Annotated in this window: 23 protein-coding genes; 9 read left to right on the top strand and 14 right to left on the bottom strand. The window is 66.3% G+C overall.

What is annotated here, in order from left to right; genetic code table 11:
- Positions 1-93 precede the first annotated feature (93 nt).
- Complete coding sequence (locus tag AGI3411_RS21370) at positions 94-306, top strand: DUF1059 domain-containing protein (RefSeq protein ID WP_129529335.1); 213 nt, start codon at positions 94-96, stop codon at positions 304-306.
- A gap of 26 nt (positions 307-332) precedes the next feature.
- On the opposite strand, the gene AGI3411_RS21365 is transcribed toward AGI3411_RS21370, so the two are convergent.
- Positions 333-2,204: a hypothetical protein gene (locus tag AGI3411_RS21365; protein WP_129529334.1), complete on the bottom strand. Its 1,872-nt coding sequence runs from the start codon at positions 2,202-2,204 to the stop codon at positions 333-335.
- Between the two features lie 70 nt (positions 2,205-2,274).
- Entirely contained in the window at positions 2,275-3,324 is a 1,050-nt protein-coding gene (locus AGI3411_RS21360) for an ornithine cyclodeaminase (RefSeq protein WP_129529333.1), read from the bottom strand.
- Between the two features lie 124 nt (positions 3,325-3,448).
- On the opposite strand from AGI3411_RS21360, the gene AGI3411_RS21355 reads away from it, so the two are divergent.
- From AGI3411_RS21355 to AGI3411_RS21345, 3 genes are all read left to right on the top strand, one after another.
- On the top strand, positions 3,449-3,874 hold the full coding sequence (locus AGI3411_RS21355; RefSeq protein WP_129529332.1) for an Lrp/AsnC family transcriptional regulator: 426 nt from the start codon (positions 3,449-3,451) through the stop codon (positions 3,872-3,874).
- 266 nt (positions 3,875-4,140) lie between these two features.
- Positions 4,141-5,610 (top strand): dihydropyrimidinase, encoded by a 1,470-nt coding sequence (hydA, locus tag AGI3411_RS21350; protein WP_129529331.1) that lies wholly within the window; start codon positions 4,141-4,143, stop codon positions 5,608-5,610.
- Positions 5,611-5,690: 80 nt separating this feature from the next.
- The gene (locus AGI3411_RS21345; protein ID WP_129529374.1) at positions 5,691-6,623 is read left to right on the top strand and encodes an N-carbamoyl-D-amino-acid hydrolase; all 933 of its coding nucleotides are present in this window, start codon (positions 5,691-5,693) and stop codon (positions 6,621-6,623) included.
- Here the strand turns inward: AGI3411_RS21345 and AGI3411_RS21340 are convergent.
- Entirely contained in the window at positions 6,620-7,576 is a 957-nt protein-coding gene (locus tag AGI3411_RS21340) for a LysR family transcriptional regulator (protein WP_129529330.1), read from the bottom strand. The two genes, AGI3411_RS21345 and AGI3411_RS21340, sit on opposite strands and share 4 nt — an antisense overlap.
- A gap of 77 nt (positions 7,577-7,653) precedes the next feature.
- Here AGI3411_RS21340 and AGI3411_RS21335 point away from each other — a divergent pair, with 77 nt between their 5' ends.
- A complete protein-coding gene (locus AGI3411_RS21335) occupies positions 7,654-8,313 on the top strand; it encodes an aspartate/glutamate racemase family protein (RefSeq protein ID WP_129529329.1) in 660 nt (219 codons plus the stop codon).
- A gap of 24 nt (positions 8,314-8,337) precedes the next feature.
- Here AGI3411_RS21335 and AGI3411_RS21330 read toward each other — a convergent pair whose 3' ends face one another.
- From AGI3411_RS21330 to AGI3411_RS21310, 5 genes are all read right to left on the bottom strand, one after another.
- Complete coding sequence (locus AGI3411_RS21330; RefSeq protein WP_129529328.1) at positions 8,338-10,098, bottom strand: ABC transporter ATP-binding protein; 1,761 nt, start codon at positions 10,096-10,098, stop codon at positions 8,338-8,340.
- A 12-nt stretch (positions 10,099-10,110) separates the two neighbouring features.
- Positions 10,111-11,565, bottom strand: a complete 1,455-nt coding sequence (locus AGI3411_RS21325) for an amidohydrolase family protein (protein ID WP_129529327.1) — start codon at positions 11,563-11,565, stop codon at positions 10,111-10,113.
- Between the two features lie 68 nt (positions 11,566-11,633).
- Positions 11,634-13,211, bottom strand: a complete 1,578-nt coding sequence (locus tag AGI3411_RS21320; protein ID WP_129529326.1) for an ABC transporter substrate-binding protein — start codon at positions 13,209-13,211, stop codon at positions 11,634-11,636.
- Positions 13,212-13,260: 49 nt separating this feature from the next.
- Positions 13,261-14,166, bottom strand: a complete 906-nt coding sequence (locus AGI3411_RS21315) for an ABC transporter permease (protein ID WP_244240419.1) — start codon at positions 14,164-14,166, stop codon at positions 13,261-13,263.
- Entirely contained in the window at positions 14,163-15,101 is a 939-nt protein-coding gene (locus tag AGI3411_RS21310; protein WP_129529325.1) for an ABC transporter permease, read from the bottom strand. The genes AGI3411_RS21315 and AGI3411_RS21310 overlap by 4 nt, the downstream gene beginning before the upstream one ends.
- Positions 15,102-15,502: 401 nt before the next feature.
- Between AGI3411_RS21310 and lhpI the strand changes: the two genes are divergently transcribed.
- Positions 15,503-16,441 carry a bifunctional Delta(1)-pyrroline-2-carboxylate/Delta(1)-piperideine-2-carboxylate reductase gene (lhpI, locus tag AGI3411_RS21305; RefSeq protein ID WP_129529324.1) on the top strand — a complete coding sequence of 313 codons (939 nt, stop codon included), beginning with the start codon at positions 15,503-15,505 and terminating at the stop codon, positions 16,439-16,441.
- A 53-nt stretch (positions 16,442-16,494) separates the two neighbouring features.
- Here the strand turns inward: lhpI and AGI3411_RS21300 are convergent, their stop codons facing one another.
- Entirely contained in the window at positions 16,495-17,166 is a 672-nt protein-coding gene (locus tag AGI3411_RS21300; protein ID WP_129529323.1) for a hypothetical protein, read from the bottom strand.
- Between the two features lie 14 nt (positions 17,167-17,180).
- Complete coding sequence (locus AGI3411_RS21295; RefSeq protein WP_129529322.1) at positions 17,181-18,080, bottom strand: LysR family transcriptional regulator; 900 nt, start codon at positions 18,078-18,080, stop codon at positions 17,181-17,183.
- A gap of 121 nt (positions 18,081-18,201) precedes the next feature.
- Here AGI3411_RS21295 and dkgB point away from each other — a divergent pair, with 121 nt between their 5' ends.
- Positions 18,202-19,005 (top strand): 2,5-didehydrogluconate reductase DkgB, encoded by an 804-nt coding sequence (dkgB, locus tag AGI3411_RS21290; RefSeq protein WP_129529321.1) that lies wholly within the window; start codon positions 18,202-18,204, stop codon positions 19,003-19,005.
- Here the strand turns inward: dkgB and AGI3411_RS21285 are convergent.
- Positions 18,971-19,954 carry a LysR family transcriptional regulator gene (locus AGI3411_RS21285; protein WP_244240418.1) on the bottom strand — a complete coding sequence of 328 codons (984 nt, stop codon included), beginning with the start codon at positions 19,952-19,954 and terminating at the stop codon, positions 18,971-18,973. The genes dkgB and AGI3411_RS21285 overlap by 35 nt on opposite strands.
- 128 nt (positions 19,955-20,082) lie before the next feature.
- Here AGI3411_RS21285 and AGI3411_RS21280 point away from each other — a divergent pair, with 128 nt between their 5' ends.
- A complete protein-coding gene (locus AGI3411_RS21280) occupies positions 20,083-21,069 on the top strand; it encodes a Bug family tripartite tricarboxylate transporter substrate binding protein (protein WP_129529320.1) in 987 nt (328 codons plus the stop codon).
- Entirely contained in the window at positions 21,069-22,277 is a 1,209-nt protein-coding gene (locus AGI3411_RS21275; RefSeq protein WP_129529319.1) for an amidase, read from the top strand. The genes AGI3411_RS21280 and AGI3411_RS21275 overlap by 1 nt, the downstream gene beginning before the upstream one ends.
- On the opposite strand, the gene AGI3411_RS21270 is transcribed toward AGI3411_RS21275, so the two are convergent.
- The 3 genes from AGI3411_RS21270 to AGI3411_RS21260 are packed head-to-tail and all read right to left on the bottom strand — an operon-like array spanning position 22,278 to position 25,761.
- On the bottom strand, positions 22,278-23,681 hold the full coding sequence (locus AGI3411_RS21270; RefSeq protein WP_129529318.1) for an amidase: 1,404 nt from the start codon (positions 23,679-23,681) through the stop codon (positions 22,278-22,280).
- Complete coding sequence (locus AGI3411_RS21265) at positions 23,678-24,691, bottom strand: ABC transporter ATP-binding protein (RefSeq protein ID WP_129529317.1); 1,014 nt, start codon at positions 24,689-24,691, stop codon at positions 23,678-23,680. The genes AGI3411_RS21270 and AGI3411_RS21265 overlap by 4 nt, the downstream gene beginning before the upstream one ends.
- Positions 24,688-25,761, bottom strand: a complete 1,074-nt coding sequence (locus AGI3411_RS21260; protein WP_129529316.1) for an ABC transporter ATP-binding protein — start codon at positions 25,759-25,761, stop codon at positions 24,688-24,690. Before AGI3411_RS21260 ends, AGI3411_RS21265 begins: the two co-directional genes overlap by 4 nt.
- Positions 25,762-25,766: the final 5 nt, after the last annotated feature.

Raw genomic sequence — 25,766 nt, 5'->3', positions numbered from 1 at the left:
CGATGCGACGCGCCATCGGCCAGGGCGTCCCGCGCCGCGCGTCGGATCCTCTATTGCGCAGGCCCCAGCGAGCCTGCGCGCAGGGAGACGCTCATGACACGCAAATACATCGATTGCCGCGAATATCCCAGCGAAATGAATTGCTCGGTGGCGCTGGCCGCGGACTCCGAAAGCGAACTGCTGGAAGCCGCCGTGCAGCACGCAACCACGGTGCACAAGCATGCGGACACGCCAGCGCTGCGGACGCAGCTGAAATCGCTGTTCCACGACGGCACGCCGCCAGTTGAAACGCCACCCCGCGCCTGACCTCCCGGCGCAAGCGCGGGCGCGGCTCACCAGGCCAGCGCTTGCGCCACCTGTTCGATGCGGGCGTTACCGTCGCTGTCCGCCGTCAGCGGCGCGCGCAGAATGGACCGGCTGTCGCCTCGGTCCACGATCCAGAACACCATGCGCGCAGGCGCGCCGCCACGGCTCCGGCCATCCAGGCGCAGCGTGCGCCCGTCGTCCTGGCCCGCGGCAACCTCGAACGCCCATTTCCTGCCCTGCAGCGGCCCCGTCCCCCCTTCCCGCGCGCGCGGGACGAAAGCGGATGCCTGCATGGCGCCGGCCTCCAGGCCCAGCTTATCCCGCATGAAGGCGCGCATGGAGCGCTCCAGCGCGTCGTCATCGATGCCGGCCCGCTGCTCGACGGAAAGCCCCAGCAGCTCGCCGGTTTTCAGGTCCTCGTACTGAAAGCGCTTTTCGCCGATCGGCTTCAAGCGGAAGTCTCCGACGCGCAAGGGCAGGACCTGCCCGGTCCGTCCGCTCTCAAGCTGGGCCCGGCCTTCCGGCAGGGTCCAAGCTTGGTCCCGGTCGCCTACCCAGTCGATGAAGCGCTTGTTCAGCGCAACCGCCTCGCTCTCGCGGCCCTGGCGGTATGCGGTGTCGGCGGCGCGGTCCAACGCCGTCTCGTACAGGGTCTCGTCGTGATAGGCCTTGCCGGCATAGGCCCAGGCCGCCAACCCGGCGTCGTACTGGCTGCGGGCCTCGTCCAGCGCGCCGCGTTCGTAGGCGGCGCTGGCCATCACGGTGTTCATGCGCGCAATCTCCAGCGGAAACGTCGCATCGGGCAGCGCCGCCTGCGCCAGCTTCGCAGCCGCGGCCCAGTCGCCCGCCATCGCCCATTCGGCGTTGATGGCCTCGGCCTGGGCGGCCATGGTCTGCTCGCGGAACAGGCGCCGTTCCTGATCCCAGGACATGGCGCCAAGCAACGCCTGCACCTGCTTGAGCGCCTCGGCCTGCGCTGCTTCGGGGTACGACGCCTGCACCTTCAAACGCCAATCGCCGCGCGCGGCCACCCACTCGGCGTCGATCACGCCGTTGCCCTTGCCCCCGGAACGCAGCGCGGCCTTGGCCTGCACCAGGCCCTTGAAGGGAAGGTCCGGCAGTGCCGCCGCCACGGCGGGCGCCGCGGTTTGCTCGCCGTACGGCTCGCCCTGCATGCCTTTCAGCAGCGCCTGGCGCTGCGCGCCGTCCAGGCCGCGCAACGCTTCCAGGTAGCCGATGCCCAGCTGCAGGACGACGCGCCCGCGCTCGTCCAGCCGCCGCGCGTAATCCAGCCGCGCCGTGCCATTACGCGCATCCGCCGGTTCGAAACGCAGCAGCGCCCAACCGTCCTGAGCCAGCGGCAGCGACAGGCCCGCCGGCGCATAGCGCAGGCGCTGGCCGGATCCTGCGTCCCACAGCGCGGGATAGGGCTTGGCCAGCTCGATGAGCCTGGCCTGCAGGCGGGTAACGTCGGACGCTTCCCCCGCCGCCACGCCGGCTTCGATCGCCCGCGACAGCATGATTGCCATCCCGTCGTCGTCGCCGAGCCGGCCGAAGTCTTCGACCTGCGCCTCCGCGACGTTGCGGGCGTCGGCGTGGCGGCCTTGCTTTTGCAGCAGGTTGAGCAGCAGCACCGCGGCGTCGAAAATCTCGTAGCGGTTGCGATTGAGGCGCGCCGCCTCCAGCGCCGCCCGCGCCGAGTCGGTGGCGGCGGACCAGGAGGCGTCGCGGATCTGGCCGCGGGCCGCCTCCATGTGCCGCATGAAGGGTGACAGCGGCGCCTGCGCTTGAGCAGCGGCCGCTGTCTCCTGCGCGGCGGCCGGCACGGCCATCATCGACAGGAACGCTGCCGCCGCCAGGGCGCGGCCGGCGCGCAGCGGACGAAAAACGGACGTCATCTGGCCCCTTCCTCTGCATGGATAAGGGGGCCAGTATACGTTTCGAGCCTTGGCCCGCCGAGCCGGCGTGCTAGCCGCGGGCGAGGACGGGCTGGGCGGCCCGGGCCGCAGACACGGCGCCAAACAAGTTCTTCGGATCCGCCATCCGCGGCGCCACTTCGATACGGGTGCCGATACCGTGCCGCATGGCGGCGTCGCGCAGCCAGCGCAGCGCGGAGAAGTCCTCCAGCGCGAAGCCCACGGAATCGAAAATGGTCACGTCGTCGGCACGCTGGCGGCCGCTACCCTGGCCCGTCAGCACCCGCCACAATTCCGTCACGGCGAAATCGGCCGGCATCTGCTGCAGGTCGCCCTCGATGCGCGTCTGCGGCTCGTACTCCACGAACACCGGGCCCGCGCGCAGCACGTCGGCATGCAGCTCGGTCTTGCCCGGGCAATCCCCGCCCACGGCATTGATGTGCATGCCGGGCTCGACCATGTCGGGCGTCAGGATGGTGGCGTAGGCCTTGTCCGCCGTCACCGTGGTGACGATGTCCGTGCCCTTGACGGCCGCGGCCGTACTGTCGAAGCGCACCACGCGCAAGCCGGGCACCGATGCCAGATTGCTTTCAAGCTTGCGTGTGGCGCCTGCGTCCACGTCATAGACGTGCAGCGTATCAATGCCCAGGATGTAGTGGAAGGCGAGCGCCTGGAACTCGCTCTGCGCGCCGTTGCCGATCAGGGCCATCTTGCGCGAGCCGGGCCTTGCCAGCGCGCGCGCCGCCAGCGCGGATGTCACGGCCGTGCGCAGCGCAGTGGTGAGCGTCAGCTCGCTGATCAACAGCGGCTCTCCCGTGGCGACCCGCGCCAGCGCGCCGAACGCCATCACGGTAGACAGGCCGGCTTGCGGATTGCCGGGATGCCCGTTCACATATTTGAAGCTGTAGAACTCGCTGTCGGCGGTGGGCATCAGCTCGATCACCCCGGTCGCGGAATGGCTGGCCACCCGCGCGCTCTTGTCGAATTCCTGCCATCGAAGAAAGTCCGACAGCACATAGTCCAGCAGGCTGGAAAAGACCTGTTCCGGGCCTTGCAAGGCCACGATCTTCGCGACGTCGGAAGTGGAAAGCAGCGTCGTCATTTGGTTCTCCCCGAGTTATGGAACAGAAATTCTGGGGGATGGGCAAACCAATTCCTAGTGACAACAATCCACACAAAACGCTAAGATCCTGCCATTCTGATAGCGAAAAATAGCACTTTTCACAATGGACACGCTCGATCAGAACCTGCTCGGCCTATTGCGCGCCAATGCCCGCACGTCCGTCGCCACGCTGGCGAAAAAACTGGACGTCTCGCGCGGCACCATCGACAACCGCATCCAGAAACTGGAAGAGCGGGGCCTCATCCTCGGCTACACGGTACGGCTGCGCCCGGACGTGGAGACCGAGGACATCGTCGCGTGGATGAGCATCGCCGTGGAAGGCCACGAAACGCGCAAGATCGTGAACCTGCTGATGGGCGAGCCCAGCGTGGCCGGCCTGCACGACACCAATGGCCGCTGGGACCTGCTGGCCGAGCTGCGCGTTCCGACCATCGATCAGCTATCCGAAGTACTCGACCGCCTGCGCACGCTCAAGGGCATCTCGGCCACCGAAACCAGCATCCATCTCAAGACCTTCAAGGCGCTCTGAGCCGTAGCAGCGCGGGGAAACCCGATATAAAACTTTGCATAGCCCCCATGCTCCAGCGTTATGCGTGGCGCTAGACAGGGCTGCCGCGTTCTTTCAAATAGTCCATCGAATCAGTGCCTTAGTAAAAAGTCCGGTCGTGCTTCCGCGGTGCGGCGCCGGGCCGCGCCGTGGTTTCGGATTTCCCCGTACGCATGCATGCTTGCGTCTTCTGCCGGGCGTGCCGCGATGCGCGCCGCGGCGCGCTTCTTCATGCGTTCGGACTTTCCATGACAGACTTCGATCTGACCCTGCACAATGGCCGCATCGTAACGGCCGAGGCCGACTTCATCGGCGACATCGGCATTGCGGACGGTGTGATTACCGCGATTTCCACAACGCTTCCGGCAGGCCGGCGCGCCATTGACGCAACCGGCCGGCTGGCGATGCCGGGCGGAATCGACAGCCATTGCCATGTGGAACAGCTCTCCAGCATGGGCGTGCTGTGTGCCGACGACTGGCACAGCGCGTCGATCTCCGCGGCCTACGGCGGCAATACCACCATCGTGCCCTTCGCCGCGCAGCACCGCGGCCAGTCCCTGCGCCAGGTGGCCGACGCCTACGCAGCCTCTGCCGCCGAGAAGTCCGTCATCGACTACAGCTATCACCTGATCATCTCGGATCCCACGCCCGAGACCTTGAACCGCGATCTTCCGGAATTGATCCGCGCCGGCATTACCTCGTTCAAGGTCTTCATGACCTACGACAAGCTGAAACTGGACGACAGGCAGTTGCTGGATGTATTCGCCATCGCTGCCCGCGAAGGCGCATTGCCGATGGTTCACGCCGAAAACAATGACGTAATCAGCTGGATCGCGCGCCACCTGCTGGCGGCCGGCCACACCGCTCCCAAGTACCACGCTGTCAGCCACGATCCCATCGCGGAAAGCGAAGCCACGCAACGCGCCATCAGCCTTGCGGCCGTTCTGGAAGTACCAGTGCTGATCGTGCACGTTTCGACCCAGGGAGGCGCGCAGGCCATCCATGCCGCTCAGACCCTGGGCGCGCCCGTGTACGGTGAAACCTGCCCCCATTATCTGCTGCTCACGGCCGAAGACATCGACATCCCGGGCGTCGAAGGCGCCAAGTTCTGCTGCAGCCCACCCCCTCGCGACCCGGCATCGCAACAGGCCCTGTGGCAAAGCCTGAACAGCGGCACGCTGGCGCTGCTGTCGTCCGATCATGCGCCGTACCGTTATGACGAATCCGGCAAACTTCCGGCCGGCGACGCAACGACATTCAAGCAGATCGCCAACGGCCTGCCGGGCCTGGAGGTACGCATGCCGCTGCTGTTCTCCGAAGGCGTGCGCACGGGCCGCCTGAGCCTGCAGCAATTCGTCGCTCTGACCTCGACCAACCACGCCCGCATGTACGGCCTGCATCCGAAGAAAGGCACGCTGTCCGTCGGCGCCGATGCCGACATCGCGGTCTGGGATCCGGAGAAAGCCGTGACCCTGCGCGCCGCCGATCTGCACGACGCGGTCGGCTACACGCCGTACGAGGGCCTCGAGATCACTGGATGGCCCACGACCGTCATCAGCCGCGGCGAGGTCATCATCGACGACGGCGCGCTGCATGCCGAACGCGGCCGCGGCCGCTTCATTGCTCGCGGGCTGCCCGCCCCGCTGCAGAAAACGCGCGAAATCAGTCCGCGCGCCGCCTTGCTGCGCAAGATTTTCCCGGCCGTGATCGAGCCCTAGACCGGCTCATGGCACCCAATCCACAGCGATAAGCGCATCTGGAGATTTACATCGTGAGCAACACAACTTCCTCCCGCAAAATGGGCCTGGCAGTCGCCCAGATGGGCGCCGTCAATCTCGCCGACACGCGCGCGGCGGTCGTCCGCCGCCTGGTCGAAATGATGCGCGAGGCCGCCGCCCGCAAGGCGGAGTTCGTCGTCTTTCCCGAGCTGGCGCTGACGACGTTCTTTCCGCGCTACTGGATGGAAGACGCCGAGGCGGTGGAACGCTACTTCGAGAAAAGCATGCCCAATGCCGACGTGCAGCCGCTGTTCGACACCGCGCGCGAGCTCGGCATCGGTTTCTACCTGGGCTATGCCGAGCTGACGCCGGAGGGCCGCCAGTTCAACACGGCCATCCTGGTCGACCGCAACGCGAAGATTATCGGCAAGTACCGCAAGATCCACCTGCCCGGCCATTCCGACCACAAGGTCAGCGCGCCGTTCCAGCACCTGGAAAAGAAGTTCTTCGAAGTGGGCGATCTGGGCTTCGGCGTCTGGGAAACCAACGACGTCAAGATCGGTATGTGCCTGTGCAATGACCGCCGCTGGCCCGAAACGTACCGTGTGATGTCGCTGCAAAGCGCCGAACTTATCGTGCTGGGCTACAACACGCCGTCCCTGAATATCCACTGGAACGAACCCGCGCACCTGCGCACCACGACGCACGAAATCGTGCTGCAAGCCAGCGCCTACCAGAACGCGGTGTGGGTCGGCGCCGCCGCCAAGTGCGGCCACGAAGACGGCCACCACATGATCGGCAGCTCGATGATCGTCGCGCCGTCGGGCGAGATCGTGGCGCGCGCAAGCGGCGAAGAGGACGAAGTGATCACCGCAAGCATCGACCTCGGCATGGGCCAGACGTTCCGCGATCACGTCTTCAATTTCGCAAAGCATCGCAGCCCGCACCACTACCGCTTGATCGTCGAGCGCACGGGCGCGGGCGAGCCGCTGCCCGTGCCCGAAGTCGGCTAGGCCCGCTTGACGATCGCCTGCGTCATCGCAGGTAATTCTTTCTTCACGATCTGGGAAAACTGGGCCAGGAACGCCTTGGCGATGGAAGGCGGAGGTTCGATTCGGGAATGGGAAACATGCACCGAAAGCGAGATCGCCGGTTCGATCCGGCGTACCACCAGGCCGTGCATCAAGGCGTCCGTAAGCCCATAGGAGTCCACCAGGGCCACGCCGACACCTTGCCGCACGAACGAACACGCCGTCTGGGACGAGCGCACCTCGATTGCCGGAACGAAGGCCTGGCCCAGCGGACCCAGATAATCACACAAGGTCTCGCCCAGCGGGGTGTCGCGTCCATAGCCCACCAACATTTCGCCCGCCAGCATCGCCGGCTCGATCACGCTTTCGCGCGCCAGACGATGGCCGACGGGCAGCACGCAGACGATCTCGCCTTGCGCCAGTTCGCTGGTGATCAGGTTGGGATGCTCGGGCTTGAAGGTGGAAATCGCGATGTCCGCATGGCCGAGCAGCAACTGCGGCAGCAGCGCATCCATGCCCAGAGGCCGATAGCGGATGCGCACGCCAGGGTTGCGGGCGCAGAACTTCGCTGTGGCCGCCGGAATCAGCCATTCCCCGAAACTGGGGCTGGACACTACGCTCACCAGGCCGCCGCCATGCCCCGCAAGACCGGCGGCCATGTCATTCAGGCGATTGACCCCCGCCTGAATGGACTCCACCTCCTGGAAGAGCTTGCGTGCCTCCTTAGTGGGATGCAGTCTGCCCTTGAAGCGCTCGAACAGCGCGTAGCCCAGACGCAGCTCTATCGACGCCAGCACCCGGCTGATGGCGGGCTGCGTCACATGCAACAGCCGCCCGGCCGCGCTGAGCGAGCCCGTGATCATAATGGCGTGGAACACCTCGATCTGCCGCAGGTTAAGCGGTCCAGACCGGACCTTTCCGGGTAATTCCGACATGCTGCTTTCTTCCCTATTGATCCGGGCGGGACGCGCATGGCGCCAACCCGCCTCTTTTGCAGGAATTCTACTCAATCATGTCCAACCCTCGCATAACCCTTGTCAACCCGAACTCCCTGGCCAGGGTCACTGAGGCGATCGACCGCGCGGTCGAACCTTTCCGCCGCTTGCCGCTGGAATTCCGTTGCCTGACCTCGACCGGCGGCCCCGCCGGCATCCAGACCCAGGCCGAAGCCGATGCCAGCATCGCGCCCATGGCCTCACTGATTCAGCAGGAGGCAGCCACCACTGATGCCTTCATCGTGGCCTGCTTCAGCGATCCGGGTCTGCACGGGCTGCGCGACCTGATAAGGGTGCCCATGCTGGGCATCGGCGAATGCTCGGTGCTGACTGCGATGAGCATGGCCACGCGCATAGGCGCGATCGCCATCGCAAGCGCAGCCGTCCCCCGCCACTTGCGCTACTTCCGGGCAATAGGCGTAGCCGATCGCATCTGCGGCGAACTGGCGCTGGACATGAAGGTGAGCGAACTGGCCGACGCCGAACTGGCGTTCCAACGCATGGCGGCAGTGGGAACGGCTTTGCGCGACACGCACGGCGCCGACGTGCTGATCATGGGATGCGCCGGCATGGCGGACCTGCGCGACCGGCTCCAGGAGACCTGCAGGCTGCCGGTGGTGGAGCCCACGCAGGCCGCCGTGGCGATGGCTGCGGGACGGGTCTTCGGCCGTTTTTGAACCGCGCAGCCTCCACCCGGGGCGTCAGGCCGCCTGCTGCACGTAGTGGCCGGCGGCCACCTGCACCAACTGCGCCACTTGCGGGTTGTCGCCCACTTTGCGGATGGGGCTGGGAATCTCGCGCGCCGCTCTCACCGTGCGCTGGTGGCGGCGCGCCGGGTCGGGGACGGGGACCGCTGAAAGTAGGCGCTGTGTATATGCATGGCGCGGCCGATGCAGTACTTCCTGCGTCGGCCCGATCTCGACGATCTGGCCCATGTACATGACCGCCACGCGGTGGCTGACCTTCTCCACGACCGCCATATCGTGCGAGATGAACAGGTAGGACAGCCCCATCTCGGTCTGCAACTCCTTCATCAGTTCGATCACCCGCGCCTGCACCGACACGTCCAACGCCGACACCGGTTCGTCGGCCACGATGATCTTGGGATTCACGCTCAGCGCGCGCGCGATGCACAGACGCTGGCGCTGACCACCGGAGAACTGGTGTGCGTAGCGATCCAGGAACTCTCGTGGCAGGTTGACACGCTCCAGTAGCTGCGCAGCTCGCTCCCGGCGCTGTTCGCGGGTGAAGCCGCCGTGCACCTTCAGCGGCTCGCTGACGAGATCCCAGGCGTGCAGCCTCGGATTCAGCGAAGCGTAGGGATCCTGGAAAATCATCTGGATATGGCGCCGCATTTCGCGCATCTGGTCGGGCGACATATGCGTGACATCCTGGCCGGCGAGGCGGATCGACCCTTCCGTGGGCGCCACCAGCTTCATCAGCAGGCGGCCCGTGGTCGACTTTCCCGATCCGGACTCGCCCACCAGAGCCAGCGTCTCGCCTGCCCGCAAATCGAAGGAAACGCCCTCTACCGCATGCACATTGGCCACTACTTTGCCGAACGCGCCTGCTTTCACTGGAAATCGCTTTGCCAAGCCCGAAACCTCTAGCACGGTCGGACGGCCTTGCACGGCAGCTTCGTCCGGCGAGCCGTCACCCAACTTGGGCACCGCGGCCAGCAGATCTCGCGTGTAAGGCTGCCCCGGCGCGCCGAAGAGCTCGACGGTCGGATTCTCTTCCACTTTGTCGCCATGCCGCATGACCACCACGCGGTCCGCGATCTCGGCCACTACGCCCATGTCGTGCGTAATGAACAGAACCGCCATACCCACTTCGCGCTGCAGATCGCGGATCAGATCGATGATCTCGGCCTGTACCGTTACGTCCAGCGCTGTCGTCGGCTCGTCGGCGATAAGCAGCTGCGGCCGGCAAGCCAGGGCCATTGCAATCATCACACGCTGGCGCATGCCGCCGGACAAATCGCCCGGATATTGCGTCATACGGCGCTCAGGTTCCGACATTTTCACCGCCGCCAGCATAGCTTGGGCGCGGGTCCAGGCTTGCTCGCGCGAGATGTCCTGATGCAACAGATAGACCTCGGCCAGCTGGTCGCCCACGGTCATCACGGGATTCAGCGACGTCATCGGCTCCTGGAAGATCATCGAGATCTCATTGCCGCGAATGCGACGCAGGGCGGATTCCTCCAGTCCAAACAGATCCACCTCCCGGCCGTCTCGCGGCACGAAGCGGGCCACGCCCGCGGCGATGCGCCCGCCGGCGCGCTCGATCAAACGCAGAATGGAAAGCGCCGTGACCGACTTTCCCGAGCCGGACTCGCCCACCAGCGCCACCGTTTCCCCACGCCCGATGGTGAAGTCCAGCGATTTCACGGCGCGGTACGGCTGTGCTCGCGAACCGAACTCTACGCTCAGGCCTTCAACCGCCAGTAAGGTCTCGCTCATGGGAATTCTCCGTCAGGCGCGGCAGGGAAAGACACGCGGCGACATCGCGTCGATGCCACGGCCGGCATAGTCGCGCTGCGACACGGTCGCAATCGTCTGCGCCTGGGCGCGCTCCACTTGCTGCATGGCCTCTTCGAGATCGATGGTCAGCAGTTTGCCGTTCTGCACGACCTGCTCTCCATCCACGTAGACATCACGGATGGCGCGGTCGCCCGCCGAATAGATCAGGCTGCGCAACGGCTCGCGGCCGGGCCGCATGTAAGGGTGCGACAGATCGACAAGCGAAAAATCGGCTTTGCCGCCTACGGTAATACGGCCGATATCCTCACGACCCAGCATCCGGGCGCCATTTACCGTGGCGGCGTTGAACACCTCCTCAGTGGAGGCCGCGCGGAAATGGCCGGCCTGCAGACGGGCCACGTAGCAGGCCAGCCGCATTTCATCGAGCATGTTGTGCGGGAAAGTGTCCGTGCCGATGCCGACGTTGATCCCCGCCCGCAAATAGCGCCCCAGGAAACTGAGCGCAATGCCGCGGCGGGCGAAGACGGTGGGACAATGCGCCACATGCGCGCCCGAGCGCTGCAGCAGGCCGAAGTCGTCCGCATGCGGCCAGTACAGCGTTCGATGATCGTTCAGAAAGATGCCGTGGCCGATGATCAGATCGCCATCCAGCAATTCCTGATCATCCAGCCATTCGATCGGCGTGCGTCCATGGCGGCGTGTCATCTCCGAGAACTCCACCACGCTCTGCGCCGCATGGATCTGCATCGGGATACCCAGGCGGCGGGCGGCGGCCTGCGCCTGCTTGAGCAGTTCAGACGAACAGGTATCCACCTGCGACGGGCACAACATCGCGCCCAGGCGGCCGCTAGGATGATTGACGGCACTGTCGACGACGGCCAGTGCGGCTTCGAAGGATTTGACTGCCGCGGCCTCGTCCCAGGCGTACTCTACTGAATGGCCATCGGGAGTCCGCCAGGCGGCGGAACGGAACATAGGGCCCAGCACACCGCGAATGCCGGTGGCGGCAACCACGTCCGCCCAGCCCGGGCGAGGCAACGACATATCCACGTAAGTGGTCACGCCACTCAGCAGCATTTCGGCCACCGCCACCTGATTGGCGTACTGCGCGGTTTCGATGCCCATGCGAAACACGGGCATGTATTCGTACAGGGAGCTCTGTCCCAGCTTATCGCTGCCCAGCTCTTCAAGCAGGCCGCGGTTGCCCGGTTCGGAGGACGGATGAGTATGGATATTGACCAAGCCCGGCATCGCCATCAGGCCGCTGCCAGCCACAACGACATCGGCCGGGCCCGAGTAGCCGGTCCCGGCGTGGATGACGGTGTTGCCGCGCATCACCAGGTCGGCGTTTTCGATATAGACGTGCGAACCCAACTCCGCGTCCCACGCCACCAGGGTGGCGAGATTCTGGATATGGGTGATACGGGCTTGATTGGTATCGCTCACGGGAGACTCTCTGTGCAGCTGAAATGGAAAAGCGGCGGCGCGGTCTTTGCCGCGCCGCCGAGCTCTGTTTACTTGAACTCGATGTCCAGGCCCTTGTAGGCCGCGGCTCCGAAAACGCCATGCGCACGCATCGGTTTCATGCGCGGACCGCCCACCAGATACAGGGAGTCGTGGTACAGCGGGATCCACGCGGCGCCATCGGATATCTTGGTCAGCGCCTTGGACAGGATGGCATCGCCGTCCTTGGCGTTCAGCGCCTCGCTGCCTTCGGCCAGCCAGCGATCGGTCTCCGCATCCTTCCAGTTCATGCGGTTCGGCGTGGGAATGCTGTTGGAAAGGAAGTAGCTATTGAGCGCTTCTCCCGTGCTCATGTAGCCGAAGCTCATGCTGAATTCGTCGAATTCCTGCGTGGCCAGCTTGCCCCAAGCCGAGGTCGAGTCGAACAGTTGCACCCGCAGGTCGACGCCTACTTTCTTCATGTCGCCCTGCACGGCCTCCATGATGTCTTTCCAGTAGCCCGTAATGCCATAGTGCAACAGGGACAATTTCTGGCCGTCCTTATAGCGGTAGCCATCGGACTGTTTCTTCCAACCGGCCTCATCCAGCAGCTTATTGGCCGCGGCCGGATCGTAGCGGTAGGCTTCGTTCTTGCCTGAGGGAGTGCTGGTGGCCAGCATGCCCGTCGCCGGCACGGCCTCGCCAAAGGTAATGGCCTCGGTCAGCGCCTTGCGGTTGATGGCCAGGTTGATGGCGCGGCGTACATTCACGTCCGTCAACATGGGCTTGTCGATCTTGAACCCCAGGAAGAACGTCCAGTAGAACGGATCCGCCTTGCTGACGAACAGGCGCTTGTCGGCCTTCAGATCCTTGACGGCCCATTGCGGCAGGTAGCGCGAAAGGTCGGCCTGGCCGCTCTGCAGAGCCGTCAGGCGGGTGCTCTCCTCAGGAACGATTTTCCAGACGATCCTGTCCACCTTGGGTGTCGGATCCTTGTAGATGGCCGGGCCCCAGTTGTATCCGGTATGCTTGGTCAGCACGACCTCGTTGCGCGGAGACCAGCTCTGAAAGCAATACGGCCCGGTGCCGTCAAAAGCCTTGACGCCGTAGTCCTGGCCCAGCTCTTTGACCTGATCGATATTGATGACCGAATGCATGTAGTGGGCCATTTGCTGAAGCAGCTCGTTGTAAGGCTTCTTCAGCTTGTAGACCACGGTCACGTCGTCGGGCGCCGTGATGGTGTCGACCGGCCCCGCGCGCCAGCGTTCCAGCCCCTTGGTTTCGGGGTTCAACCAGCGCTCGTAGCTGGCCACCACATCCTTGGCCGTCATTTTCCGGCCGCTGCAGAACGTCACGTCGTCGCGCAGGCTGAACGTGTAGGTAAGGCCGTCCGGCGAGACGGTCCAGCTCTTGGCCAGCGCGGGAACCGGCGTCTTCATGTCGTAGTCCAGGCCCACCATGGTGTCGGCAGCCATGAACAGCACTTCGGCCGCGCCGCGCGCTGTGGTGCGATGGGGGTCGTACTTGTCGGTATCCAGCTCCCGCAGGATCAGGACAGTCGTGCCGGACTGCGCGAGCGCGGGCGCCGGCATGGCCAGCAGGCAGGTCAACGCGAACGGCGCAAGGGCCAGGCCCTTTGTGATCTTCATGGTTTTGGTTCCCCGAGTTGGTCTGTTGTGTGGTCAGGCTCGTTGCGGTTCAGAACCGCAGCTTTGGATCCAGCGCGTCGCGCAGGCTGTCGCCCAGCAGATTGAACGCCAGCACGATGAAGAAGATCGTCATCGTGGGAATGGTCGAGATGTGCGGGAATATCTGCAGGAATTTGCGGCCGTCGGCGGCCATGCTGCCCAGCTCCGCGAACGGCGGCTGCGGGCCGAGCCCGAGGAACGACAGCACGGAACCCAGCAGAATCGTGTGGCCAAGCTGCAACGTGGCGTAGATCATCAACATCGACGAGCAGTTGGGCAGCAGGTAGCGCGTAATGAGATAGAAATTGCCGAAACCCATGGCGTGGCCCGCTTCCATGTATTCCTGCTTCATGACGACCATGGCCGAACCGCGCGCGATACGCGCCATGCCCGGAATGGCGGACACGCCCAGCGCCAACACCATGCTCAAGGTACCGGGACCCAGCAGGGCCGACAGACTCAGGCCGAAGAGAATGGCGGGGAATGACAGCAGCACGTCCACGACGCGCATGATCACGCCTTCCAGCGGACGATAGTACGCGGCCAGGATGCCCAAGGCCGCGCCAATGCCCGACCCGCCGATCACAGCCAGCACGCTCAGCATTAGCGTGGCGCGGATGCCATAGATAATGCGCGACAGGATGTCCCGGCCTTGCACATCAGTGCCGAGCAGATAGCTCACCCCATCCGCCGAAGTCCAGCCCGGCAGTTTGCGGGCGATGGACATGTTGGTCGAGTAGGGATCGTGAGGCGCGAGCCAGGGCGCGAACACCGCGATCAGCACGATGGCGATCACAGCCAGTAGCGACAGCAGCAGGATAGGGTCCCGGCGCAGGCGAGACGCGATGCGCGAGAGCGGCGTGGCCATGGCCTGGGGCGGCAGGCCGCTCAGGGAAGAGGTCGTTCCTGCGCTCATGATTTGTTCCCTCGCGGATCCAGATAGCCGTAGAGCAGATCCACGATCAGATTGATGACGATGAAACCCAGGGCGGTCACCAGGATCGCACCCTGGGCAAGCGGGAAGTCGCCGGCGAAGATCGCGCCTACGGCCATGCGGCCTACGCCCGGCCAGGAATAGATCTGCTCGGTGACCACGGCGCCTCCAAGCAGGTTCCCCACCTGCAGGCCCACAAGCGTCACGATAGGCAGGAGCGCGTTGCGCAGGGCATGGCGCATCACCACGCGGCGCTCGCCCGCACCCTTGGCACGCGCCGTGCGCACGTAGTCGCCACTGAGCGTTTCGATCACGGCGGTCCGGGTAATGCGCGCCACGGGACCGATCAGCACCGAACCCAGCGTAAGCGCGGGCAATGCGATGGACTCCAGCCCGGCGAGTGTCCATATCGGGCCATTGCGCCCGATATAGGGCAGGATTCCCGCGCCCCCGACGTGCTGCACCAACAGCAGTCCCACCCAGAACACCGGCAGCGACACGCCCACGACGGAGAGCGTCATCACGAAGCGGTCAATCAGTTTGCCGCGTCGATAGGCGGCCAGCGTGCCCAGCAGGATTGCCAGCGGAATCGACCAGGCCACGCTTGCCAGCATCAACTCCACGGTTGCGCCTATGGTGCCGCCGATCTCGTCGATCACCGGCACATTGGAGATCATTGACCGGCCCAGGTCCAGGTGCAGCAGGCGCCACATGTACAACGACAGCTGATAGGCCATCGGTTTGTCCAGGCCCAGCTCTTGGCGTACCTGCGCCAGCTCGTCGGCCGTCGCCGTCGGACCGGCGATCACCGCCGCGGGATCCGCGGGCGCCACCTGCAACAGCACGAAGCACACGACCACCACACCCAACAGGACGGGCAGCGAGATCGTAAGGCGGTTGAGAAGTTGCCGGATCATGCGCAGCCCGCTCCGGTCGCACGGCGCTGTCCGCGGGCAGGCCAAGCCGGCAAGGGCCGTCCTATGGCGGGGAGAACTGAACTCGGCATGAAACAACCTCTTGTCTGTGCGTCCAGGCGCTACGGTGGTCGAAGGATGCCAGCGCCATCTGGCGCCGTGGACCCAGGGAAATCCACTACGGAGCGATTTGGCAGCCCCATGCTGCAAACCACGCAAGCATTTGAAAGAAAAGGACTATTCAGAACTCAAGCAGCGCTCGGAATGCGTACCCGATAACGGGGTGTTATGACGCCTGCGCAAAGATTGATAGACCGCGGGGGCCGCCCCCGACCCCTCCCAGCGCGCCGCGCCGGCCGCGCTGCTAGACTGCCCTAGCCCTCAGACCGACCGATCCGGATCCCATGCACTTCATCGATACCGAACAGACCCGCGGCGCCCTGTCCTTCGACGCCGTCATTCCCGCCTTGCGCGATGCTTTCCGCGACGGGGCCACGGTGCCGCCGCGCCATGTCCACGCCATCCAGTCGGGCAATGCCCACGGCACCTCGCTGATCATGCCGGCCTGGAACGACCGCGGCTATTTCGGCGTGAAGATCATCAACATCTTTCCCGAGAACACCCACCAGGGCCTGCCGGGCCTGCACGCCACGTACAACCTGTACAGCGCCACAACCGGCGTGCCGATCGCCCAGGTGGACGGCGACATCGTCACGGTCTACCGCACGGCGGGCGCGGCCGCGCTGGGTGCGGACTATCTGGCCCGCGCCAACGCCAGCACCCTGCTGATCGTGGGATCCGGCCGCATCGCCGGGCTGGTCGCCCAGGCCATGCGCGTCGTGCGGCCCATCCAGCGCGTGCTGGTCTGGAACGTCCGCGCGGCCGGTGCCGAACGGCTGGCGGAACAGTTGCGCGAACAGGGTTTCGACGCCCAGGCCACTGAAAACCTGGAAGGCGCGGCGCGCCAGGCTGACATCATCAGCTGCGCCACGCTGTCCACCGTTCCACTGATCCAGGGCGCCTGGCTGCGTCCGGGCGTGCACCTGGACCTGATCGGCAGCTTCAAGCCCGAAATGCGCGAAACCGACACAGCCTGCTTCGACGGTACCTCGGTCTATGTGGATACCGACGAGGCGCCCACCAAGTCCGGCGACCTGTTGTCGGCCTTCGACGCTGGCGTGCTCACGCAGGAAGACATCCGCGGCAACCTGCACCAGCTTGCCGGCGGGCAACGGCAAGGCCGCCGCGACGACCAGGAAATCACTGTGTTCAAGGCGGTGGGCAGCGCGCTGGAAGACCTGACGCTGGCAACGCTGGTGTACGAATCCGTCGGCCGTCCGTGATGCCGGGCCGGTAAAACCGGCCGTGGCGCCGCAAGGCCCGCGCGCCGGCCGGCCTACGAATGGCGGTCCGGGTCCCGGTCCAGGTTCAGGCCCATCATCAGGCCGCCGCCCCCTCCGCCGGTTCCACCGCCCTGGCCGCCGCCCGCGCCTGGCTTGGCGCCCCCGTCGCCTTTGCCGCGCCCCGCAGAGGACGGCCTAGCAGGGCCTTGCCTGGGAATGGCCAGTTGCGCGGGGACGGGCTCCAGATCCAGCACCCGGCGGATGAATTCACGCAAGGACACCACCAGCTCGGCGGTATGCACGGGGCGTCCGGCCACCAGGTCCGATGCCGCGCTGGCCGCCATCCGCACCTGTTCCTCGGTACCCAGCAGAATGACGTCGGACAGGGCGGCTTCGGTCGCGTCGCGCATGCGGCGCGCGCGGTCGCCGCTGGGCCGCAGCGCCACGAGCGGCCCGCCTTCCGCGGCGCTTTCCTCCTCGCGCCGCAAGTCTCGCAGATGCCGGGGGTCTACCGCCAGATTGCCCGTGAACGACCCGCCCAGCGTCTTGTAGGCCGCGATCAGCGTGCGCAGGCGTTCATTGATCTGCCGGTTCTCGCGGGCGCGGCGCTGCTGGATCGTCTGCATGACCAGCAGGCGGATGCCGACACCGATCAGGGTGATCAATGCCAGCCCCAGCAATGTCGACAGCAGGCCCTGCCAGGAAGTGAAATCCAGATTGCGCATGCGACGAACCCCCGCTATTCGAACCCGCGCGGCCCCAGTGCCCCGGTCATGTAGTCGATAAAGGATTTGATGCGGGAAGAGACCGCCGTATTGCGGTAATACACCGCGTTGATCGGCTGCCTGACCTCCAGCGTCTGCTTGGCGAAAAGCTGCTGCAAGGCGCCCGTCTCGCGGTCTGCGCGCGTCATGAAATCGGACAGGCAGACGATGCCCGCGCCGTTCAGCGCCAGCTGCCTCAGGGTTTCCCCGTTGAACGAACGCACCGCGGGCGCAACATGCAGCGGCTGGCCGGAAGCGTCCAGCAACGGCCATTCGTTCAGCGACTCCAGCTGGCTGAAGCCCAGCAGGGTATGCGAGGCCAGGTCCGCCACGCTCTTGGGCATGCCGTGCTTGTTGAGATAGGCGGGGCTGGCCAGCACGCGCAGCTTGCTGCTGCCCAGCGGCACCGCGTGCAGCGATGAGTCCTTCAAGCGCCCGATTCGGATGGCCAGGTCCGTGCGCCGCTCCAGCAGGTCGATATTGCCCTCATTGCTGTTGAGCTCCAGCTCCACCTGCGGATACCGGCTGCAATAGCCCGGCACCAGCGGAACGACAACGTGCAGCATGAACGGCGACGCCGCATCCACCCGCAGCAGCCCGGCCGGCTGGTTGCGGCGCAGGCTCATCAGTTCCTCGGTCTCTTCTACCGCGGCAACGATCTTGCGGGCCTGCTCCAGGTACGCCCGGCCTTCCTCGGTCAGCGCCAGCCGGCGGGTGGTCCGGCGCATCAGCGTGGTCTGCAGTTTTTCCTCCAGCCGGCTCATGGTGCGGCTGGAGGCGGAGATGGTCTGGCCCAGCACGTCCGCGGCAGCGGTAATGGAACCGCTGTCCACGACGGCGATAAAGACCTGCATTTCGTCGAGCGTCGTCTTCATATTTGCATTTATATCAAAAGTATTTCGCTTATATCGGACTTTTTTAGCAAGTATTAGACGGGCACACTGAGCGCATTCCCAGGCACCTCCGCCTGACCACACGAACCACCAGGAGGTTTACATGAGCATTCCCGCTTTCGGTGTCGGCACTTTCCGCCTGCAGGGCCAGGTCGTTATCGATTCCGTGCGCAACGCGCTGGACGTCGGTTACCGCGCCATCGACACGGCGCAGATCTATGAGAACGAAGCCGAGGTCGGCCAGGCCATCGCCGAGTCCGGCGTGGCCCGCGAAGACCTGTTCGTCACGACCAAGATCTGGGTCCCCAATTATGGCCGCGGCAAGCTCGTCCCCAGCCTGAAGGACAGCCTGGCCAAGCTGCGCACCGACTACGTCGACCTCACCCTGATCCACTGGCCCGCTCCGGGCAATGGCGTGTCGGTCGATGAATACATGACGGCACTGGCCGACGCCAAGGCGCAAGGCCTAACCCGCCAGATCGGCATATCCAACTTCCCCATTGCCGAGACCCAGGCCGCCATCGCCGCGGTGGGCAAGGACCAGATCGCGACCAACCAGATCGAGCTCAGCCCCTATCTGCAGAACGCCAAGCTCACCGCGTTCCTGAAGGAGCAGGGCATCCAGGTCACCTCGTACATGACGCTGGCCTACGGCAAGGTGCTGAAGGACCCGGTCATCGGCCAGATCGCGCAGCGCCACAATGCGACGCCCGCGCAGGTGACGCTGGCATGGGCGCTCCAGCTGGGCTATGCGGTGATCCCGTCGTCGACCAAGCGCGAAAACCTGGCCAGCAATCTGCTCGCGCAGCAACTGCGCCTGACGGACGACGACATGGCCCAAATCGCGGCGCTGGAACGCAACGGCCGCGAAGTCAGCCCGGAAGGCCTGGCCGCCGCCTGGGACTGACAGGACTTGGCCGGGGCGGCGCGCGCCAGGCTTCCTGCCGGCCGCGCCGTTCCCCGCCAGACCTGTCGGAAAACTCCCGCATGATCGCCACGAACGCGTCTATCGACGGATTGGGGTTGTCGGGATGGCGCGCGGCGGCCAGCTCCGCCCGGAACGCGCCCGGCCCGCGGATGCCGACATAGGCCAGGATATCCATGCGCATCCGCGCCAGCGAGGCCGGCACCACCGCTGCGCCGAAGCCCGCTTCGACCAAGGTCAGGATCGTCGGGATCATGCTTTCCTGCACGATGTTGGCGGGCTTTCCCGCCGCCTCGATCATCTGCCGCAACACCTGGCTGAAATAGCGCGAGCGGTCCCGCGCATAGCCCACCAGCGGCAGAGCCAGCACCTGCGCCATCGTCACCCAGCGCTTTACCGCCAACGGATGGTCGGCCCGCAAGGCCAGCACCATCGGTTCGGAATACAACGGCACCGGCGCCAGATCGGCGTCCGCGAACGGCGGCCGCAGCAGGGCCAGATCCAGCCTGCGCTTGTGCAGCGCGTCCGGCATCTCGCTCGAGTTCATCTCCTGCAGGTCCAGCATGACCCCGGGATAGCGCTGGCGAAATGCGAACAGGGCCTGCGGCACGTTCGAGTATGCCGCGCTGGGCGTCAAGCCGATCGTCAACTGGCCGGCGTCGCCGCTGGCTGCCTGCCGTACGTGGCGGATGGTCGCCTCGTGCTCGGCCGCCATCCGGCGGATGCGGCGCTGCAGTTCGGCGCCCGCGGACGTCAGGCGAACGGTGCGCGTAGTGCGCTCCAGCAATTGCACGCCCAGTTCCTCTTCCAGCTTGCGCACGCTCTGGCTCAATGGCGGCTGGCTCAGGTGCAGGCGCTGCGCGGCGCGGCCGAAATGCAGTTCTTCGGCGACCACGGCAAATACCTGGAGCAATCGGCTGTCGAGCAGCATTTATTTTTCCATTGAATCAATAACGGGATAATAAGGTATTAGACAACCTAATAGGGTCTTTCCTACTATGCGCTGACAATCAACGCCGGGGATGGATTCCCCTGCCTAACAGGGGGAATGCAATGCCCATGACTACCGCAACAATCAGACTGCTGGCCGGCGCCTTCGCCGTCGGGCTGTCCCTGGCCTCGGCCGGCGCCTCCGCGCAAACCGCCTATCCCGCGCAAGCGATCAAGTTCATCGTGCCGTACGCGGCGGGCGGCAGTTCCGATACGCGCTCGCGCCAACTGGCGCAGAAGCTGAGCGATTCGCTGGGCGTTCCGGTCGTGGTGGACAACAAGCCAGGCGCGAGCGGCAACATCGGCACCGGCCAGATCGCCACCGCCAAGGCCGATGGCTATACCATCGGCCTCGGCAACTTCGCGCCGCTCGCCGTCAACAAGGCCCTGTACACCATGCCTTTCGACCCGGCGCGCGATCTGGCGCCGGTCGCGCTCATCGAGCGAGGCCCCATGGCGCTGGGCGTGAACGACAAGTCGCCCTATGCGAACCCCGCCGCGCTGATCGAAGACGCCAAGCGCAACCCCGAAAAGCTGAACTACGCCTCCACCGGAGCGGGCAGCGCCTCGCACCTGAGCACCGAGCTATTCAAGGAACAGGCCGGCATGAACGCCACCCACGTGCCGTACCGGGGCGGGGCGCCCGCGGTCAACGACCTGATCGCCGGCAACGTGGACTTCTACATCGAACTGCCCAGCCTGTTCCTGCCGCACGCGACGGGCCCGGCGCCCCGCATCAGGATGCTGGCTGTGGCCGCCGACAAGCGCGTTCCCGGGCTGCCCGGCGTTCCCACGTTCAAGGAGCTTGGCTTGCCGGACATGGTGGTCTCGAACTGGTTCGGCGTCATTGCGCCCGCCGGCACGCCGCCCGAAGTGATCAAGATCTTGAATGAGCACATCAACCGCGCGCTACAGGACCGGCAGTACCGCGAGATCGTCGAGTCGCAGGGCGGCGAGGTCGCGGGCGGCACGCCCGAACAGTTCCAGGCCTTCATCGCCAGCGAAAGCGCGCGCTGGACGCAGCTGATCCAACAGAAACAGATCAAGGTCCAATAATGCTGGATGCGCGCGCAGCGTGGACCCGCAGCAAAGACGGGGACGCGGACATCAAGGCCTGGGCATGGCTGCCCGAGTCGGCGGACTTCCCGCCGCTCTCCGCCGCGCAGGGCGCGCTGGCAGGCGTGGGGATCGGGGTCAAGGACGTGATCGATGTCGCGGGCATGCCCACGCGGTCGGGCTCGCCCGCCACCTCGCCCGAGCCGGCGCGGTGGGACGCCGCCTGCGTGGCGCAGCTGCGCGCGGCGGGCGCGGTCCCGATCGGCAAGACCGTCACCGCGGAATTCGCCTACGCCTCGCCCGGCCCCACCCGCAATCCCCTTCTTGCCACGCATACCCCAGGCGGCTCCTCCAGCGGCTCGGCGGCGGCGGTGGCGGCGGGCATGATCGATATCGCCCTAGGCACGCAGACGGGCGGCTCCATGATCCGGCCGGCCGCATTCTGCGGCGTCGTGGGTTTCAAGCCCACGTTCGGCCGTGTCCACCGGCAGGGCATGAGCGTGCTGTGCGATTCGCTGGATACCATCGGCTGGTTCAGCCGCACGGTGGAGCAGTCGCGGGCGGTGGCATCGGTGCTGCTGCCGCAGGAACGGCTGCACGCCGAACCGGCGCGCGCCCCGCGCGTCGCCCTGCTGGCCTGCGGCGCGATCGGCCCGCTCGATACCGCCTCGCGGCAGGCGCTGGACGATTGCGCGGCGCGCCTGCGGGAGCATGGCGCAAGCGTGGCCACCCCCGATGCGGACGCGGATCTGCAGACCCTGCTACACATCCACACGCAGACCATGCATGCCGAACTCGCCCGCGGCCTGCTGCCACTTGCGCTCAGCCCGCAGGCCGCCCTGATGTCGTCCGCATCGCGGGCTGCGGTAAAGCGCGGCCTTGAAATTTCCCATGCCGACTACGTGCGGCTGCAGCACGCGCGCGACCGGCTTTCCCGGGAATGGCTGCAGCGCTTCGGTGATGTCGATTTCATCATCACGCCAAGCGCGCCCGGCCCCGCCCCCGAAGGCCTGCAATCCACCGGCTCGTCCGTCTTCAATCGCGTCTGGTCGCTGCTGGGCTGGCCCGCGCTGCACCTGCCGACCGGACGCACGGAGATCGGTTTGCCGGTCGGCGTGCAGTGGGTCGCGCGGCCTGACGAAGACCACGCCCTGCTGGCGTGGGCCGCCCGCTGGCATGCGCAGCTTGGCGCCAACACGGCTGATTGATCAACCCGCCGCGCACAACTCGAAGCGCTGCGCGGCGCGCAACAGCAGCTCCTCGCTGCCCGCTGGCCCCAGCAATTCCAGCCCTACCGGAATGCCGCTGTTCGTAAAACCGATGGGAACGCTCAAGGCGGGCAGGCCGGTCACCGCCGCGAGCAGCCCGTTGCCGCCGCGCTGCGGCTCGCCCAGCAAGACCGGCGCACCGCGCACACTGGGATAAGCCAGCAGGTCCAGCGCGCCGTGCTCCAGGGCGGCAAGCACCTGGCCGCGGATTGCCTGCATGCGTCCGAGCACGGCCTCGCGCCCGCTGCCGTCCGGATCGCGCAGCGCGTCACGCTCGCGCAATAGGGCCGCGACTTCCGGGTGCGGATGGGCGCCCTCCAGGATGTCGGCCAGGCTGCGCACCGGCAACCCGGCATCGCGCAGGCAATGCGCCAGCGCATCGCGGAACTCGTAGCCCGTGATGTTCGCCGCGGCCAGTTGCGCATCGTCCAGGGCAAGCGCCGCCGGCTGGATCCGTGCGCCGTGCGCTTGCCAGCGCGCCAGCGCGGCCCGTGCGTGACCGGACACCTCGCGCTCCGCATCCCCCGCTCCGAACAAGGCATCGAGCGTGCCGACGCGCCAGGCGCCGCCTGCCCGGCGGGCGCTTTCTTCCGCGCCGGCCGGCCCCGTCATGGCCGCCCACAGCACGGCGAGGTCCACGAGGCTGCGCGCCATGGGACCGACCGTATCCAGCGTTGGCGACAGGGGCACCACCCCCGCGGTGCTGCACCGTCCTGCCGTGGGCCGGAGCCCCCAGACCTGGTTGAAGGCCGCCGGGATGCGGATCGAGCCGCTGGTATCCGAGCCGATGGCCGCCGCGGCGAAGCTCGAGGCCACCGCCACGGCGCTGCCTCCGCTCGAGCCCCCGGGCACGCGCTCGGCATCGTAGGCATTGCGCGTGCGGCCGGACAATGACGACACATTGGTGATGCCGCAAGCCAGCTCATGCAGCGTGGTTTTGCCCAGCACGATGGCGCCGGCCTCGCGCAGGCGCCGCACGACATCGGCGTCGCGCGGCGGCCGGCGTTGCGCCAGAGCGAGCGAACCCGCCGTCGTCGGCATGCCAGCCGTATCGATGTTGTCCTTGAACAGGATGGGGATGCCGTGCAAGGGGCCGAGCACGGCGCCCCGCTTCCTCTGAGCATCCCGCGCGGCCGCCTCATCCAGCGCCCGCCCGTTCAGGGCCAGCACGGCATTGAGCGCCGGCCCCGACTGATCATGGGCGGCGATCCGCGCCAGGTAGCCGCGGACCAGGTCCTCGGCGCTCAGGCTTCCGGCCGCCATGGCCGCCTGCAACTCGGCCATCGACCGGCCGAAGACCGGGTCTCCCGGCAACGGGCCCGCCAGCAGGCTCGGCCGGCTCATCGGAAGTGGCACGCCACCCAGTGCTGCCCGGTGGCGGAACCTGTAGCCCGGTCGGCCAGCGCCGGCTGCTTCTCCCTGCAGACGGGCTGCGCCAGCGGGCAGCGCGTGTGGAAGCGGCAGCCGCTGGGCGGGTTCGCCGGGCTGGGCGGATCGCCCTGCAGCAGCTTGCGCTGCGCAGGCTTGTGCGGATCCGGCACCGGAACCGCCGAAAGCAGGATTTCGGTATAGGGGTGCAGGGGCCGCGAGAACAGCGTGTCACGGTCGGCGATCTCGACGATGCGGCCCAAATACATCACGGCGACGCGGTGGCTGATGTGCCGCACCACCGCCAGGTCATGCGCGACGAACAGGTACGCGATGCCCATCTCCTGCTGCAGGTCCATCAGCAGGTTGATCACCTGCGCCTGCACCGACACGTCCAGTGCGGATACCGGCTCGTCGCAAACGATCAGCTTGGGCCGCAGGGCCAGCGCGCGCGCAATGCCCAGCCGCTGGCGCTGGCCGCCGGAGAATTCATGGGGAAACTTTTTCATCGCCTCCGGACGCAGGCCGACCTTGCCGAATAGCCAGGCGATCTCGTCCTGCCGGGATCGCCCGCCCGAGCCCGGAAAGTTCTGCAAGGGCTCGCCGACGATATCGCCCGCCGTCATGCGCGGATTCAGCGACGCGTACGGGTCCTGGAAAATGATCTGCATGTCGCGCCGGCGGCTGCGCATCTGCTCGGGCGTCAGCGCCAGGATCTCTTCGCCTTCCAGGCGGACCGATCCCGAGGTCGGCTGGATCAGCCGCAGTACCGATTTGCCAGTCGTGGTCTTGCCGCAGCCGGACTCGCCCACCAGCGCCAGGGTTTCGCCCTTCGCCACGGAGAACGACACGCCGTCCACGGCCTGGATGACCTTGCGGCGGGGCTTGAACCACCCGCCTGCGCCGGGGTAATGCATCTTCAGGTCGCGGACGTCCAGCAAGGGGGTGGAGGCCGGGACGGAGGCGGGCTCGTTGCGGGCGCTCATGCTTGGGCTCCAGTCAGGGCGGCGTCGGACGCCGCGGTGGCCGCCGCGTGGGGGCCGGGTTGCGCGGCGACGCGCGCCGCTTCGTGGCAGGCCACCACATGGTCGACGCCATGCTCGGCCAGCGCCGGCGCCTCGACGCGGCAGCGCTCGGTGGCGAAGGCGCAGCGCGGCGCGAAGCTGCAGCCTTTGCCGAGCTCGCTGGGCGCGGGCACCATCCCGGGAATCTCGGCCAGCCGCTGCGTGGACGCGTTCATCGAGGGCATCGAGGCCATCAGCGCGCGCGTGTACGGATGCGAAGGCCGGTCGAACAGCTCGGTCACCGGCGCTTCTTCGACCTTGCGGCCGGCATACATCACCGCCACACGGTCGCAGCATTCCGCGACCACACCCAGGTCATGGGTGATCAACACAATGCCCATGCCCAGGCTCTTCTGCAGGCTGCGCAACAGATCGACGATCTGCGCCTGGATGGTCACGTCCAGCGCGGTGGTGGGCTCGTCGGCGATCAGCACTTCGGGATTGCACGCCAGGGCCAGCGCGATCATCACGCGCTGCCGCATGCCGCCCGATAGCTGGTAGGGATATTCATGCACGCGCCGTTCCGGCTCGGCGATCTGCACCAGGCGCAGCATTTCCTCGGCGCGCCGGTAGGCGTCTCGGCGCCCCAGCTTCTGGTGCAGCATGACCGTCTCGGCGATCTGGCGGCCTACTGTCAGCACGGGATTCAGCGACGTCATCGGCTCCTGGAAGATCATCGATATCCGGTTCCCCCGGATCTGGCGCATCTGCTTTTCGGTCAGGCCCAGCAGGTCCGTGCCGCGATAGCGGATCTGGCCGCCGGCGTAGCGTCCGGGCGGCGTGGGAACCAGCCGCAGGATAGACAGCGCGGTGACGCTTTTTCCACAGCCGGATTCGCCCACGATGCCCAGCGTGCGGCCGGCCCGAACCTGATAGGAAACGCCGTCCACCGAACGCACGGTGCCCGACACGGTATCGAAGTAAGTGCGCAGGTTGTCGACTTCTAGCAGCACGTCGCCAGGGGCGACGGCGGCGGCGGGAAATGATGCCATGGCGT

The organism is Achromobacter agilis, assembly GCF_900496965.1.
GTDB classification, from domain to species: Bacteria; Pseudomonadota; Gammaproteobacteria; order Burkholderiales; family Burkholderiaceae_B; genus Achromobacter; species Achromobacter agilis.
This window is presented reverse-complemented; position numbering and strand designations above follow the sequence as displayed.